Source organism: Ekhidna sp., assembly GCF_039940915.1.
In the GTDB taxonomy this organism is placed as follows: Bacteria; Bacteroidota; Bacteroidia; order Cytophagales; family Cyclobacteriaceae; genus Ekhidna.
On the sequence record NZ_JBDVFO010000002.1, the window covers coordinates 2,166,638 to 2,183,187 of the forward strand.

Genomic DNA, 16,550 nt, shown 5'->3' on the forward strand with positions numbered 1-16,550 from the left:
GTATGAGAAAACTACTCATCCTATTAATACTACTACCAGTTGCTTCTTTTGCTCAAAAAGTCTATTTGATTGGAGATGCTGGAGAACCCAAAAATCCGGACAAAAATCTGACTCTGCTAAAACAAAAAGTACAAGACGCTTCATCCGAAGATTTTCTCATTTTTCTCGGAGACAACCTTTACCCAAAAGGATTGCCTGGAAAGGAAGATGCGCAAAGAGAAGAACTGGAGAATAAGCTGATACCGCAGTTAGAGATTATGAGATCGTTTCCGGGCAAGGCCTTCATTATTCCAGGGAATCATGACTGGGCTCAGGGTCGCAATTACGGTTGGGAACGAGCCTTGGAGATGGAAAAATTCATTAAGACGTACTTTAATGGAGAAGACGTATTTCTACCTACAGGTGGCTGTCCAGGACCCTATGAAATACCAATGAGTGATCAATCGACTTTAATACTTCTAAATACACAATACTTCCTTCACAGTTGGGACAAACCTGATGAGGAAAGTGACTGCAGCAATAAATCAACTATTGAATCTCTCGAAGATCTTAAGTCAATCATTGAGCGAAATGCTGGCAAGCACATTGTTATTGCGGCTCATCATCCCATGTATACCTACGGTGAGCATAACGGAAACTTTAGTCTCAAAGAGCAATTAGTACCTCTGCCTATCCTGGGAAGTATTCAGCCGCTCTTTCGTAAAGTAATTGGCAACATTCAAGATAACACGCATCCAAAGTATCGAGCCATCATGAATCAAATTCTGGCGGCCATGAACGAAGCTGAAAATGTAGTATATGCAGCTGGTCACGAACATTCGCTGCAATTTATCCAGAAGGAAGGGCATCACTTCATTGTGAGTGGATCTGGCTCGAAAGTCACGCATGTAAAAAAGGGTAAAAGCAGTCTGTTCGCTAAAAAAGAGAAAGGATTTGCCATCCTTAATCTTGAAGAAAGTGGAAACGCATCAGTGGAATATTGGGGAATTGATGGAGGAAAGCTTTTTGAAAAAGATATCTACAAAAAAGAGCTGAAAGAGCTACTCCAAGAAATTCCTGAGGTTGACTTTTCTGACAGTACAATTAGCGTTGTTGCAAGTCGAAAGTATGAAGGCAGCAGGGGCAAATACCGCTGGTTAGGAAAAAACTATAGAGACGTTTGGAATACACCAGTTGAGGTAGATGTTCTCGACATTGGAAAAGAAAAAGGGGGACTAAAAGTATTGAAAAAAGGAGGGGGAATGCAAACAAAATCCCTGAGGTTGGAAGCTGAAGATGGCAGACAATATGTGCTTAGATCTATTGAAAAGTATCCCGAAAATGCAATACCACCAGCATTACAAAAAACATTTGCTCAAGATATTGTAGAGGATCAAATTTCCTCATCGCATCCTTATGCTGCCTTCATTATTCCTCCACTCGCGGAAGCCGCAAGCATCTATCATTCTAACCCAAAGCCTGTTTTTATTCCAAATGACCAACGACTCGGTCAATTTCAAAATACGTTTGCAGGCACACTTGCGCTTTATGAAGAAAGAGCAAACGGAGAAGCCGCAAAAGATGCACATTTTGGTGGTGCCGATGATGTTGAGGGAACCTTGGCCGTCATTGAAAAATTGAAGTCAGACAATGACAATACCGTTGACCAAAATTTCGTCGTTCGAAACCGCCTATTTGATATGTGGCTAGGTGATTGGGATCGGCACGATGATCAGTGGCGTTGGGCTGAATTCGATGAAGAAAATGGCAAAAAGTACCGCCCAATCCCTAGAGATCGTGATCAAGCATTCTTCATGAATCAAGGAATAATACCCACAATTGCGGCACGGAAGTGGGCCATACCCAAGATTGAAGGATTTGATGAAAAAGTAGACTGGGCTCCCGGAATCAGCCAGAATGCTCGTTTTTTTGATCGCACATTCATGAACGAACCAGATTGGAATGATTGGCTTGAGCAAATGAACTTCCTGCAGCAAAACTTGACAGATGAAATCATTGACAATGCGGTAGCATCATGGCCGGATCAAATCGAACAATTGACAGGAGAGCGTATTAGAACTGGACTGAAAGCCCGAAGGCAAAACATGGAGTCATACGCAAGAGAGCTTTACCTATTCCTTTCAAAAGAAGTAGAAGTAATAGGGTCAGACAAACATGAATACTTCACCGTGGAACATCTCTCAGAAACCGAAACAAAAGTCTCTGTGCGGAAAAGAAAAAAAGATGGAGAACTCAAGCATCTCATGTACGAGCGAATTTTTAAATCAGATGAAACAAAAGAAATCAGATTATATGGATTGGATGGAGAAGATATTTTTGAAATAAAAGGGAAATCCAAAATCAAGGTAAGAGTCATAGGCGGAACAGACAAAGACCGCATCATCAACGGAAATGGAGATGAAAAACTAACCAAAGTAAAAGTGTATGACAGACTCAAGAGCACGCAAGTAGAAGGAAACTCAAAGGGCAGCCTCAAGTTAAGTGACAACCCAGAGATTAATCGATATGATAGAAAAGCCTTCAAGTATGACATCCTCATGCCTGTGGTCACTGGAGCACTTAACCCTGATGACGGCATCTTCCTGGGTGGGGGATTTGCATACACCAAACATGGATGGAGAAAGGAACCTTACGCTGCAAGACATACATTCTCGGCTATAGGAGCATTTGCAACAGGGTCATTCCAATTCAAATACACGGGTGATTATACTGATGTCTTAGGGAAATGGGATCTTTATACATCGGCGCTCTGGCAAGAACCATTCTTCGTTCATAACTTTTTTGGACTAGGCAACGAGACTCAATTTCTCATGGATCAATTCGTAGCTCCAGATGACGATCCTATTGACTACTACCGTGTGCGAATGGATCGCCTCGAATTGGATGCAGGACTTTCCAGAAATGTTGGAGCTAAAGCTAAATTCTACTTTGGAGGAGGCTACAAATCTCTTCAAGTAGAAAACACGGCCAACCGCTTTATCTCAGATCAGTCAACAGATGCATCAGATTTTGAAGCCAATCAATACTTCCGTTTTCTAACAGGAATTTCTTTTGACTCACGAGACAGCAAGATTTTGCCAAAAGCAGGCATGACAGCCAAGGCTGAGATAGAACACCTGGAAGCAATCACTGATATTTCAGAAAACACTACCCGCTTAAGTGCAGAATGGTCCTTTTTCCTAACCGCTAAGCTCCCCTCTCGATTAGTCATTGGGAATCGGCTTGGGGTGGCTCATATCACTTCTGATAATTTCGATTTTTTCAACGCCAACATCCTAGGGGGCCGATCAAACTTAAGAGGCTACCGAAGAACTAGATTCTACGGGCAAACTTCTTTCTATCATAACCTCGATCTAAGATTGAAGATTGCTTCCTTCCGAAGCTATATTTTCCCGGGTCAGTTCGGCTTGCTTGCCTTCCACGACATTGGACGTGTTTGGGTAGACGGTGAAAACTCACAAGAATGGCATGCAGGAAAAGGACTTGGAATCTGGGTAAGCCCGCTCAACACCTTAGTTCTCAACCTCAACTACGCATTTGGAGAGGATGAAAATCTACCAACATTTGCTATGACTTTTTTCTTCTAAAAAGAAATGTCTATCCCCTTACAAAGAGCAAGGGGATAGACAAATTCATTCCAACACTTCCCCTTTAAAATGAAGGTAAGTGTACTCATCAGAGGTAGACGTCTTAATTCGAATATTCTTTTTGAAAGACCCTGGTCTGCCTGATCTAAAGTCCGCCGTAATTGAAGCTGTTTCACCAGCTTTAATCTCCCCGTTAGGAAACTTCACATTCGTACATCCACAAGAACCTTTTGCTTCCAAAATTCTAATAGGAGTTTCTGTCATATTGGTAAACTCAAACGAAAGACTCTTTATCTCATTTTTCTCTACCTGCCCTAGGTCTATGGAAGTGGTTTTCCATTTAAGAGGAGCTATCCCGGCAACTACAGCTACTGTAATTCCCAGCATCATAATAAATGTTGCTTTTTTCATTTCATCTATAATTTTGATTCGGTCCAAATGTGTATGACCTATAGTCAAAGAGGTGTTAATGAGCTCATAATGATTGTTAATGAGTTGTTAAACAAGCCATTTGCAACATTTAACCTCTTACTTTTGAGTAAAGCATTGATACATGAAAAGTGCGCACATTCGTGTTTTAATTGTGCTTGCCATTTTTACATTGGTCGGCATCATTGGCACCCAGGTCTTTTGGCTTAATCGAGCCATTGAACAACAAGATCAGGTGTTCAATCACAACGTGCAGGTCGCCCTAAGAAACGTAGTAGAATCATTGTGTGAGGCAAACGGCAAAGATTTTCCAACGGTGAACCCAATTGAGCAGGTAAGCGGAAATTACTTCATTGTCCGTACCAATGATCGAATTGATTTAGCCAATTTGGAATATTTGATATCTGCCGAAATCAAGAAAAAGTCTATTTCTCAAGACTTTGAATACGGCGTGTATGACTGTACCAATGATCAGATGGTGTATGCCGAAAATGTGAATCTGGGAGATGAAAAAAGAGTAGACGTAATTCCTGTATTGGAAAATGAAGAGTACTATTTCGGTGTTTACTTCCCGGAAAAATCCAAAAATCTTTTAGCAGGATTTGACCTTTGGAAATTCACCACGCTAATTACGCTTGTTGTCATTGTGTTTTTCGGATATGCTTTGTTTGTTATCCTTCGTCAAAAGCGATTGAGTGAAGTGCAAAAAGACTTCATCAATAATGTCAGTCATGAGCTAAAAACTCCGCTTGCGACGCTTTCTCTAGCATCTTCAACACTTATCAACCGTTCTGACAATAAGAGCAACAAATACCTTGAAATCATTCAGGCAGAAGTATCTAGGCTTCAAAAGAACGTAGAAGACATTCTACATTCATCATTGCTAGACTCTCGACAAACTGTTAAGATGAAACCTGTAAACTTGTTTGATTTTTTAACAGCAATGGTTACCCAACTTAAAAACGAATATGCTGCACAAATGATAAGCTGGAACATCTCCTGCAAAGACACCATCACTATCCTTTCAAACGAAAAATTGCTTGAGAACATCATTAGAAATCTTGTTGACAATGCAATTAAGTACGGTGGCAAAAAAATAGATTTCACTATCGAGCATGCTGAAAAAAAGACATCCCTTTCAATATCAGACAATGGCCAAGGCATTGCTGAAAAGTATCAAAAAAAGATATTCAATAAGTTTTATAGGATACCGGACACCCAAAACCAACACAATCAAAAAGGCTTTGGACTTGGTCTACAGATTGTAAACTCTGCGGTAAAAAAACTCAAAGGAAAAATAAGTGTCGACTCAAAGTTAAATGAAGGAAGCACTTTTAAAATTGAATTTCCCAATGGCTAACATATTACTTGCTGAAGATGATGAAAACCTTGGTTTTATGGTTCAAGATAACCTTGAAAGCCTTGGCCATACAGTGACCTGGAGCAAGGATGGAGAGAATGCCTTTGACTCATTCGAAAAAAATGATTTTGAAATCTGTGTGCTGGATGTGATGATGCCAAAAATGGATGGGTTTGAGTTGGCAACAAAGATTCGAAGCAAGAATGACTTCATCCCTATCATTTTTTTAACTGCAAAATCACAAGAAGAAGATCGGCTTTCAGGTTTTGAAATTGGTGGTGATGACTATATGACCAAGCCTTTTTCAATGAAAGAACTTAACTATAGAATAGCAGTTTTTCTTAGAAGAAATTCCGTTCCTCAGCAACTTTCTTCTGCCAAAATAGTCGAATTTGGCCAATCCACCTTCGATCTAAAAAACCTCATCTATTCCTTCGGAAATCATCAACAAACACTTACTCAAATGGAAGGAAACCTCCTCAATTTGCTGGTGTTGCATCCAAATGAACTCATCAAACGAGAGACAATCTTAGAGAATATCTGGGGCGAAAATGATTATTTCAAAGGACGAAGTTTGGACGTTTTCATTACTCGGCTTAGAAAGTATCTCAAGAAAGATACCCAGCTCGAAATTCGAAATCATCATGGAGTTGGATTCAGCTTGATTATTTCAAATTAGCCACAACTAAAATGAAAATACCGATCTTGTATGATCGGCATTCGCATTATTATTAAGATCAATTGATCACAATTTTCTTTGTTAGTCTCTTCTTTCCTTGCTCGATTTCCAAAAGGTAAATACCTTCTTTCTGTCCGGACAAATCAATCATTTCCGAGTATGTACCGCCAAAGCGCTCAAAGTATCTGCTAAAAACTTCTTTGCCTTCGAGGTTTGAAACTTTTATACTCAACTCTCCTTCCTCAGGAACATTGAATTTAACCTTAAATCGTCCATTTGGTGAAGGGTTGGGATAAAACACAAGATCCTCAAGTTCAAGAACATTACTCTCATCTACCTTCCCTTTTTTGCCAAACTCATTTTCAACATCAGTAATCTTTATGCTCTTAAAAGTGATAACGCTGATACTTCTGTCGTCACTATCTTCATGTAGTTTGTTCATTAGCACTTCCAATTCTATTCCAAGCTCCTTCATCTTCTCTTTATACTCCTCCATATCCGTTCCATCTAAGTTGAGATCAAAAAAGTTCTCTGTAGAATCCCCATCAAAATGCTTGAAGAAGAAACTATGCTTTCCATCATCGTCGTCCTCTTCATCATCGTGAAAAAACTTAAAAGCTGATCCAGTATGCTCTCCAAGCTGATGTAACCGTAAAAACACATTGGGTCCTTCATCATCATTGTCGAGCCAGAAGTTGAATCCACTTTCCTCTCCAGCAAACTCTTTATATGCCGGATCCGCATGCATCTCTTCTGTACTATTATACTCCCCTTTAAACGTCTTCTTCTCCCCATTCACATCTTTTGTGATTTCAATTACGATTTTCCCTTCGTCCTTTGTCTGGGACACTGCTAAAGTCCCCACCAATGCGATCAGCATCAGGGTCAATATTGTTTTTTTTGCTTTCATAAGTTTTGAGTTTTGGTTTTGCAAATTGCTAATCGAAAGTACGAACTGCGTTTCTATCTCACTGTTAATCAGTCGTTAATCCTTGTTAAAAATGGTTAAACTGGAACTGTAGACGCATCTTAGTCGTATTTTTGAGGCATGCAGCGAAAGACCTTAAGATGGATAATTAGCCTGATGGGACTTGCTATGATGTGTCTCATAGCCTTTCAGCTTTACTGGATTGACTCATTGGTGGCAGCCAATGAAGAGCGATTCAGAAAAGATGTTTTGGACGCGCTTAATTCGGTAGCAAGCAAGCTGGAAAAACAAGAAACCTATGCCGCTCTGCAAAAATTCAATTATTTAAATAGACGCGTTGACGAAGCTGATCAAAGACGCCTTCTGGAAAGAATTCACAAACAGAATATTTCGGAAACAAATGCCAATGTTAGCATTCAGCAGAGAGGCAATCAGCAAATTTTCATATTCGCAGACACTGTCAATGAAGGCGGGTTTGAGTTTGTTGTCAATTTTTCTAGCGTAGCAGAAAATTTCTTTTTTGAAGAAACTCCACCACCACCAGGCTCATCTATGGAGCAAATGCTCGAAGAAAGAGATGTTAGAATTGAGCAGCTCGAAAATAAGTTGGCTAGAGTCTCAAGAAAATATGAACTCACGTTTGATGTTGTGAATGACTTAATGGGGCCCAATCGATCCATTGCATCAAGGTTCAATCCTCGTCAACTGGACTCTTTACTCAGACATGAACTCATAAGAAAAGGCATTGACATTGATTTCGAATATGGCGTGATGCAGCCAAATCAAGATCGATTTCTACTACTAACAAGTAATAAAATTCGGAATGATCTTGAGCAAAGTGAACTGCGAGCAGCTTTGTTTCCAAACGATATTTATGAAAATGACAGCATGCTTATCATAGATTTCCCAGGGAAACAAGGATATCTCATGGGCAAAGTATGGTCGGCAATGGTCAGTTCAGGTTTCTTAGTTCTTGTCATTCTTTTCTGTTTTGGGTACAGCATTCGCACAATTGTGCGTCAAAAAAAATTGTCGGAAATGAAAAATGATTTCATCAACAATATGACACATGAACTCAAAACGCCAATATCGACCGTATCGTTGGCCGTCGAGGCCTTGAATGATAAAGACATTGAGCAAAGTACACTGAGGACAAAATACATTAAGGTCATCGGCGAAGAAAACAAGAGGCTAGGGGATCAGGTAGAGAAAGTCCTTCAAATTGCTGCCATTGATCGCAATGACTACAACCTTAAACAAGAAATATTACACATGAGCGATATGGTCAAAAATGCCGCAGACCACATTGCCATTCAGGTGGAGCAGAGAGGAGGCAGGATCAATGTGATAGAAAAGGCAGAAAAAGATAGGGTTCAAGGTGACGAACTACATCTAACGAATATCATATTAAATCTATTGGATAATGCCAACAAATATTCAACTGATACTCCAAATATCACCTTACGAACAGCAGCAGATGATGAAGACTTTATCATCTCTATTCATGACAAAGGGATAGGTATGTCTCGCGAGCAGCAGAAACATATTTTTGAAAAATTTTATCGTGTTTCCACAGGAGATCTTCACAACGTAAAAGGCTTTGGACTTGGCTTAGCCTATGTGCAAAGAATTGTAGAGGCACACGGAGGAAGTATCCATGTCGATAGCGAACCTGGAAAGGGAAGCAAATTTTCAATCACATTACCACTAGCGCATGAAACCTAAATTACTCATCGTTGAAGATGATCCAAATCTTGGAGAAATTCTAAGCGAATATCTCGGCTTGAAAGGCTATGAAACCACTCTTATGCGAGATGGAGAAGAAGGAGGCATTGCGTTTAGAAAAGATGCCTATGACTTATGTATCTTAGATTTAATGATGCCTAAGAAAGATGGTTTCACGCTAGCTAAGGAAATCAGAAGTACCGACGATGAAACACCCATCATTTTCCTCACAGCCAAATCAATGAAGCAGGACATCATCAAAGGGTTCACGATTGGAGCGGACGACTATATGACTAAACCCTTCAGCATGGAGGAGCTTTTACTTAGAATTCAGGCAATACTAAAGCGATCGGTCAAAAAGGGTGAAGAAGAGCCATTCCCAAACCCCTTTCAAATAGCTAATCTTACCTATTACTATCAGGAGAATAAAATGATTACCCCAACACGGGAAATAAACCTGACCACAAAGGAAAATGAGTTACTAAAAATCTTTTTTGAGAATGTGAATATGACCGTAGAAAGAAGTGTCGCATTGAAAAAAATATGGAAAGACGATAGTTACTTCAATGCTAGAAGCATGGACGTCTACATTGCCAAAATCAGAAAATATCTGCTAGATGAGCCTAGTCTCAAAATATTAACAATCCATGGGGAGGGATTCAAATTAGTGGAAGTGAATTAGCCAAATTGTAGCCGAGATTGTTTATCTTTAGAATGAAGCAGTTCCCAGTAAGAACCTTTCTAAAAATTTTAATATGCTACTCGTACCGTCAATATCCGTTATTGAAGGCAGAACCATTCGCCTTACTCAAGGAGATTACTCCAAGGAAAAAGTGTATGATGATACACCTATTGATGTCGCGAAGCAGTTTGAAGATCATGGCATTTCCAGAATTCACTTAATCGACCTAGACGGTGCAAGAAAAGGCACCTCAGTCAATTACGATATACTTCACATGATTTCTGCCTATACTGATCTTAAAATCAACTTTACGGGAGGACAACACACAGATGGTGACGTGCTTAAAGCGTTTGAATATGGGGCAGAAAGCATTACTGCTGCTTCAATAGCTGTTTCGAATAAGGATCAATTTGCAAACTGGCTGATGTCCTATGGACGAGAAAAGGTAGCCCTTGCTGCTGATAGTTTGAAAGGAAAAATCAGAATACGAGGTTGGCAAAAAGCCACATCCAAAGACTTGTTTGAGCACATCGCTTTCTTCTACGATAGAGGACTTAAATATCTTAAAACAACGGATATATCGAAAGATGGTGCAATGGAAGGACCTTCTTTTGACCTTTACAAAAAACTGCTGGCAGAATTTCCAGACCTATCTATTTTTGCAAGCGGTGGTGTGCGCGGAATGGATGATATTAAAAGATTGAAAGATATCGGTCTTTACGGCGTGATCTTTGGCAAAGCTTTTTACGAAGGAATAATTTCACTGAAAGATTTAGACAATTATCAGTCTGTCACAACAGCCTAAGGAGCTTCTTCAGCGTCGTATTTGAATTTGTATAGAAAGTAGAAGATAAAATTATACTTACTCACCGATTCTTCTTTGACAGAATCTGCAATTTCGATGGGTTCATAAATTGATGTTGGAATGGATACAGAAGACTCTGAATCTCCATCTTCATTCAAATCTTCACCATCAGACTCAGAAGGCATGTCCGAATCAGGCTGCATCATTGTCTGATTTGATTTTCTTCTGCCTTCTTGCTCTTGATCCTGCTCTTGAAAAGAGATCTGTATCTCAATATTGTTGGCTTTTGCAAGGCCAACATTAGCTCCAAAGATCAAAGCTATTACCGATAATATTTTTAATTGTCTTCTCAAGATTTTCACCTTAGCCCCCAAAGTAACGAAATAATTGATGGAAGGTTTAAGTTTTTTGCAAAACTTAACGGTACAATTGAAATATTCCTAGAAATAGTATTACGAAAGAGGGTAAAAATAAAGTCCACCTGGATGGGTGGACTTATTATATCGTAAGTGAATTTCTAAAGCGTTCGCTTCACTTCTTTCACTTCAAAGCCTTCGATGATATCTCCAACTTTAATGTCATTGAAGTTTTTAATGCTTAATCCACATTCGTATCCATTTTTCACCTCGGACACATCTTCTTTGAAACGCTTCAGCTGATTGATTTCGCCTGTATTTACTACAATTCCATCTCTGACAAGTCGTATTTTATTTGATCTCTTGACAATTCCGTCTGTAACATAGCATCCGGCAACTGTACCAACCTTAGAGATTTTAAATACATCCCGAACCTCAATATTCCCTGTAATAACTTCCTCGCTTGTAGGCTCAAGCATTCCTTCCATTGCATCCTTCACATCGTTAATCGCATCATAAATGATTGAGTACAACCTAATCTCGATCTCCTCAGTTTCAGCAATTTTCCTGGCACTTCCAGACGGACGCACTTGGAAACCAACAATAACCGCATCAGAAGCCGAAGCTAGTAAAACATCAGATTCGGAAATTTGACCAACAGCCTTGTGTAGAATATTTACTTGGACTTCCTCTGTAGAGAGTTTCAGAAGTGAATCAGCAAGTGCTTCAATGGATCCATCCACATCTCCTTTTACGATTACATTAAGCTCTTTAAAGTTTCCGATTGCAAGACGTCTTCCTATTTCATCAAGCGTAATGTGTTTCTTAGTTCTTATACTTTGTTCACGTAAAATCTGCTCCCTCTTGTTGGCAATTTCCCTTGCTTCACGATCGCTTGTCATTACATTGAACTTATCCCCTGCTTGAGGAGCACCATCCAGTCCAAGCATCAAAACCGGTGTGGACGGGCCCGCTTTTTCCAGCTTGTGACCTCTATGATCAAACATCGCTTTTACCTTACCAAAATACCGTCCGGCAAGCAGCACATCGCCTACTTGTAAGGTTCCAGCTTGCACCATTATTGTAGAAACGTACCCGCGGCCTTTATCAAGAGATGCTTCAACCACAGATCCAGTTGCTGCTTTGTTAGGATTGGCTTTTAATTCCAGTAATTCAGCTTCCAGAAGAACTTTATCTAGAAGCTCATCAATGCCCTCTCCTGTTTTAGCGGAAACGTGCTGGCATTGATATTTTCCACCCCAATCTTCCACTAGAATATTGATCTTAGACAGATCTTCTTTTATCTTTTCTGGATTGGCATTGGGCTTATCTACTTTGTTAATGGCAATGACTATAGGAACACCAGCCACTTGGGCGTGGTTAATTGCTTCTTTAGTTTGGGGCATCACCGAATCATCAGCGGCAACCACAATAATTGCCACATCGGTAATCTTTGCTCCTCTTGCCCGCATGGCTGTAAATGCCTCGTGACCAGGTGTATCCAAGAAGGCTACGCGTTTACCACTCTCCGTCATTACATCATATGCTCCAATATGTTGAGTAATTCCTCCAGCTTCTCCTTCAGTCACCTTGGAATCTCTTATATAATCTAACAATGATGTTTTACCATGATCTACGTGCCCCATGATGGTCACAATAGGTGCGCGATCAGTTAGCGTTTTCTCATCATCCTCTTCCTCAATTATGTCAGTTTCTTCCTTAGCCTCAGCAAAATCAACCTCAAAGCCAAACTCATCAGCAATAACAGTTATTGTCTCAGCATCTAGTCTTTGGTTAATAGAAACAAACATGCCTAAAGACATACAAGCTGAAATAACATCATTTGCCGTAACATCCATCAATGAAGCTAAATCACTCGCAGAGATATATTCTGTTACCTTCAGCGTTTTAGATTCCTCCTCAGCCAGAAGTTGTCTTTCTTCCTCTGCTTCAGCCTTAGCTGATCTTTTGTCCTTTCTGTACTTAGATCGTTGAGATCCACTTTTTCCACTTCCTCCACTAAGTTTAGCCAGAGTAGCTTTGATTTTATCCTGAATTTCTTTGTCAGAAAGTTCTTCCGTTTTTCTTCCTGAAGTGCTTCTGCCACGATCGTTTCGGCCTCCGCCACCGCTTCCACCGCCACTTCGCTGTGGAGGGCCACCAGCAGATTGTATTCTCTTTCGTGGCCTCTTCTTTCTGTCTTGATTTGAATCTGAAGATGCTACTGGCTTAGGTTTGTCCTTAGGTAGTTCAATTTTATCCAGAACCTTCAAACCTCTCAGAGAATCGGCTTTTGCCTTAATTACTTCGTTTACAGGTGCTTTCTCTTCCTCTTTTGGTGCCTCCTTCTCTTCGGTTTTTGCTGGCTCCTTCTCTTCTTTAGGTTCATCCGCTTTAGGAGAATCAGCCTTTTGCTCTTCTTTCGGAGCCTCTTCCTCTTCCTTAGCTACTACTTCCTCCTCCTCTACCTCTTCGACTACTTTTGGCTCTTCTTTTACTTCTTCTTCAACTTTTACCGGTTCCTCGGTCTTCTTCTTCTCCAGATCAATCTTTCCGACAACCTTCGGGCCATCGAGTTTAGTTCTGGCAGAGATTTTTTCAGGCTCGGCTTCTGCTCCAACGTTATCCTTAATAAGGATTCTTTCATCCTCTTTTTTCTCCTCAGCAGATACTTTTTCTGCATTTATGACCATATTATCGGTTTTTCCACCGATGGTCAATTCAGATGCTTCTTCTTTGTCATGAGCTGAGTCAGCAAACTCTCGAGCAAGCATATCATACTGATCCTGTGGAATCTTAGAGTTAGGGTTTGAGTCTACCTCATGCCCTTTCTCCTTCAAGAAATCCAGGATTGTATTTTTACCTACGTTTAGCTTTCTAGCTACTTGACTTAATCTGTATTCTGCCATATAAACCTCTCAAAATTAGTTTATTCGAATTCCTGGCTCAGAACTCGAATTAGCTCTTGGACTGTTTCTTCTTCTAAATCTGTTCTTCTTACCAAATCGTCGATGCTAAGCTTCAGAACACTTTTAGCAGTGTCTAAACCTACGCGCTTGACTTCATCAATCACCCAATCTTCCAGTTCATCAGTAAATTCATCAAGATCAACATCTTCCTCTGAGCTTGCGTCAAGCTCACGGAATACATCTATCTCCATACCCACTAATTTACTAGCCAACTTGATGTTTTGACCGCCTTTCCCGATTGCCAAAGATACCTGATCAGGTTTTAGATATACAGAAACCCGATCTTTCTCTTCACTTATTTTCATACTAGTGATCTTCGCAGGACTTAGAGCTCTAGCTAAATAAAGCTCCAAATTATCTGTGAAATTGATCACATCAATATTCTCATTTTGAAGCTCACGAACAATTGAATGAATTCTGGATCCCTTCATTCCCACGCATGCTCCGACAGGATCTATGCGATCATCATAAGATTCCACTGCTACTTTTGCTCTTTCTCCTGGCTCTCTTACCACATTTTTCATGGTAATCAGCCCGTCATAAACTTCAGGAACTTCCGCTTCAAATAATCTCTCTAGAAAAACCGGAGAAGTCCTGGATAGAATGATCTTAGGATTTCCATTAACCATCTCAGCTCTATGCACAATTGCTCTTACCGCATCCCCTTTTCTGTAACGATCTTTTGGAATCTGCTCATTCTTAGGAATAGTAAGTTCATTTCCATCACCGTCAGTTAGCAAAACTTCTCGTCCAAGTACCTGATATACTTCACCTTGAATGATTTCGCCAACTAAATCCTTATACTTCTGAAAGAGAATGTCTTTTTCTAAATCTTTGATTTTTTGAATGAGTGTTTGTCGTGCAGTCATAACTGCTCTTCTTCCAAAATCTTCTAATTTGATTTCTTCTGCAACTTCTTCCCCAATCTCAAAATCCGGCTCAATTTTTCTGGCATCAGAAAAGCTGATTTTATCATGATCCCAAATGTCTTCTGAATTATCATCAACAATTTCTCTAAACCTCCAGATTTCAAGATCTCCATTGTCAGCATTTATTACAATATCGAAGTTGTCATCGGTCTCGTATTTTTTACGAATCATCGTTCTGAATACATCTTCCAGAATCCTGATCATTGTTGGGCGGTCAATGTTTTTGCCTCTGGCAAAGTCCGCAAACGAATCAATTAATACTGACGCTTCCATCTTACTTGAATGATACTTTAACTTTTGATTGTTTTATTTCTTCAAATTTTAGCAACTTGCTTTCACCTTTTTGCTTCAACTCTATTGCTTCATTATTTACTACCACTAATTCTCCTTCGACCTTCACTCCATCATTCGTCTCAACTTCCAGACTTCTTCCAACATTCTTGACATACTGACGATGAAGTATGATAGGAAAATCAAGGCCAGGTGAAGATACTTCCAACGTATATTTTCCTGGCATAAAGTCCTCTTCTTCTATTTCTGCACCTAATTGTCTACTTATCTGACTGCATTGATCAATTGAAACTCCATTGTCTCCATCCACAAAAATCAGTGCCTTTTGATTCCCTGAATTCCCCTTCAACTTTACGTCAACCAAGAACAGATCATCATAGCCTTTAATAAACTTTTCAGCTAGGTCTTTTATTCTCTTCTCTTCCACAATTCCTTGAATAAAAAGAGGGGACTTGTGTCCCCTCTTTCGGTGTTCTAAACTGTAACTAAATACAAAGGTAGAAAACATAAATGTCAAATCCACTTTTTTGACTAGAAAAACTACATTTTCATGTTTTGACAAAATTTCAAAAAAGAAAATAAGCCATTCATCTAAAGTTGATTCCATAACCATCTGATTTTTTGGAAATTACCCATGGTTAGCCTAATTTTTACGACCAGTTATTTAAGTAGTCTTACCGCCCTATTTTTTTAACCATTTTAAAACCAAAGAAGATCGATTTTTATCGGTCAACCTAAGCTATTCAAATCCCCATATTATGAAATATTTAAAGAGCGTAGCAATCTCTGCATTCGTCCTAACCTGTACGTATGTACATGCCCAGGATAATTCAGTAGGTATTAATACCAATAGTCCTAATTCAAACGCTGTTTTGGAACTGGTATCACCTAATTCAAATCAAGGGTTCTTGGTTCCAAGAGTAACCACTTTTCAAAGAACTTCAATGAGTTCCTCATTCGGTTCACTTGAAGATGGCTTAATGGTATTCGACACTGACCTTAACCTTTTTTATTACTGGGATAATGGGAATTGGAGAGCTGGATTAGGGGTTTTAAATGTAACTGCTGCAGGTGGGGATCTGACAGGCAATTACCCTAACCCTACTATTAAGCTTGGAGCTGTTGTTGAAGATCGCATTGGGGATTTTGCGATTTCAACCTCAAAACTTCAAGACAATAGTGTAACAACTGGAAAAATTAACAACGGAGCGGTAACCACTAATAAAATAGCAAATGAGGCAGTTACAGGTGAAAAACTGGAAGATGTTGGGATTACTCCAGGAACCTACGGAAATCAATTTACCGTCTTGCAACTAACAACGGATTCAAAAGGAAGGGTTATAGGTATTATCGAAACTCCTATACTTATCACATCCGAACATATTGCCAATCTTTCCATTCTTAATCAAGATATTGCTGACGGTACAATTACTATTTCCAAAATAGACTCAGATGGAAACACAAATAAAGTTTTAACTATTGACACAAGTGGTCAAGTAGTGTGGACTGATAGATCTGAATTCACCTCTTCTGCGCTTGCCACAAATAATGTATATGTTGGGGATAATGCTGGGGTAGCTCAAGGGTTGCCTGCTAGTGGTGATGTCACAATCATAAACAATGGCTCCACGGCTGACATTCAAATAAATTCGGATGCTGTCACCGCCAACGAAATCGCTACTGGGGCAGTAGCTTCAGATGAAGTACTTGACAACTCACTAACCACCGATGACCTTGGTACAGCTTCTGTCAACACCGATGAACTCGCAGCTGATGCGGTAACAAACGCCAAGCTGGCTGACAATGCAGT

The 16,550-nt window shown here is 39.8% G+C and carries 12 protein-coding genes and 1 pseudogene; 7 read left to right on the forward strand and 6 right to left on the reverse strand.

Going from position 1 to position 16,550, the window contains the following annotated elements:
• The first annotated feature begins 2 nt into the window (after positions 1-2).
• A complete protein-coding gene (locus ABJF57_RS14680; RefSeq protein ID WP_462230392.1) occupies positions 3-3,587 on the forward strand; it encodes a BamA/TamA family outer membrane protein in 3,585 nt (1,194 codons plus the stop codon).
• A gap of 45 nt (positions 3,588-3,632) precedes the next feature.
• Here the strand turns inward: ABJF57_RS14680 and ABJF57_RS14685 are convergent, their stop codons facing one another.
• Complete coding sequence (locus ABJF57_RS14685; RefSeq protein ID WP_462230394.1) at positions 3,633-3,998, reverse strand: DUF1573 domain-containing protein; 366 nt, start codon at positions 3,996-3,998, stop codon at positions 3,633-3,635.
• A gap of 142 nt (positions 3,999-4,140) precedes the next feature.
• Here ABJF57_RS14685 and ABJF57_RS14690 point away from each other — a divergent pair, with 142 nt between their 5' ends.
• Together ABJF57_RS14690 and ABJF57_RS14695 are read left to right on the forward strand one after the other, a co-directional pair.
• The gene (locus ABJF57_RS14690) at positions 4,141-5,376 is read left to right on the forward strand and encodes a sensor histidine kinase (RefSeq protein ID WP_462230396.1); all 1,236 of its coding nucleotides are present in this window, start codon (positions 4,141-4,143) and stop codon (positions 5,374-5,376) included.
• Complete coding sequence (locus tag ABJF57_RS14695; protein WP_462230398.1) at positions 5,369-6,055, forward strand: response regulator transcription factor; 687 nt, start codon at positions 5,369-5,371, stop codon at positions 6,053-6,055. The genes ABJF57_RS14690 and ABJF57_RS14695 overlap by 8 nt, the downstream gene beginning before the upstream one ends.
• Positions 6,056-6,113: 58 nt before the next feature.
• Here ABJF57_RS14695 and ABJF57_RS14700 read toward each other — a convergent pair whose 3' ends face one another.
• Positions 6,114-6,965, reverse strand: coding sequence for a T9SS type A sorting domain-containing protein (locus ABJF57_RS14700; RefSeq protein WP_462230400.1), 852 nt, complete (start codon positions 6,963-6,965; stop codon positions 6,114-6,116).
• Positions 6,966-7,103: 138 nt separating this feature from the next.
• On the opposite strand from ABJF57_RS14700, the gene ABJF57_RS14705 reads away from it, so the two are divergent.
• From ABJF57_RS14705 to ABJF57_RS14715, 3 genes are all read left to right on the forward strand, one after another.
• Positions 7,104-8,708: a sensor histidine kinase gene (locus tag ABJF57_RS14705; protein ID WP_462230402.1), complete on the forward strand. Its 1,605-nt coding sequence runs from the start codon at positions 7,104-7,106 to the stop codon at positions 8,706-8,708.
• Entirely contained in the window at positions 8,698-9,390 is a 693-nt protein-coding gene (locus ABJF57_RS14710; protein WP_462230404.1) for a response regulator transcription factor, read from the forward strand. Before ABJF57_RS14705 ends, ABJF57_RS14710 begins: the two co-directional genes overlap by 11 nt.
• A 73-nt stretch (positions 9,391-9,463) precedes the next feature.
• Entirely contained in the window at positions 9,464-10,195 is a 732-nt protein-coding gene (locus ABJF57_RS14715; RefSeq protein ID WP_462230406.1) for a 1-(5-phosphoribosyl)-5-[(5-phosphoribosylamino)methylideneamino]imidazole-4-carboxamide isomerase, read from the forward strand.
• On the opposite strand, the gene ABJF57_RS14720 is transcribed toward ABJF57_RS14715, so the two are convergent.
• The 4 genes from ABJF57_RS14720 to ABJF57_RS14735 form a co-directional block, all read right to left on the reverse strand.
• Positions 10,192-10,548 carry a hypothetical protein gene (locus ABJF57_RS14720; protein ID WP_462230408.1) on the reverse strand — a complete coding sequence of 119 codons (357 nt, stop codon included), beginning with the start codon at positions 10,546-10,548 and terminating at the stop codon, positions 10,192-10,194. The two genes, ABJF57_RS14715 and ABJF57_RS14720, sit on opposite strands and share 4 nt — an antisense overlap.
• A 164-nt stretch (positions 10,549-10,712) precedes the next feature.
• Positions 10,713-13,460, reverse strand: a complete 2,748-nt coding sequence (infB, locus tag ABJF57_RS14725; RefSeq protein ID WP_462230410.1) for a translation initiation factor IF-2 — start codon at positions 13,458-13,460, stop codon at positions 10,713-10,715.
• 20 nt (positions 13,461-13,480) lie between these two features.
• Entirely contained in the window at positions 13,481-14,722 is a 1,242-nt protein-coding gene (nusA, locus tag ABJF57_RS14730) for a transcription termination factor NusA (RefSeq protein ID WP_462230412.1), read from the reverse strand.
• A gap of 1 nt (position 14,723) precedes the next feature.
• Positions 14,724-15,347, reverse strand: a complete 624-nt coding sequence (locus ABJF57_RS14735) for a ribosome maturation factor RimP (RefSeq protein ID WP_462230414.1) — start codon at positions 15,345-15,347, stop codon at positions 14,724-14,726.
• Between the two features lie 151 nt (positions 15,348-15,498).
• Between ABJF57_RS14735 and ABJF57_RS14740 the strand changes: the two are divergent.
• Positions 15,499-16,550, forward strand: a pseudogene (locus ABJF57_RS14740) (hypothetical protein); the annotation flags it as partial.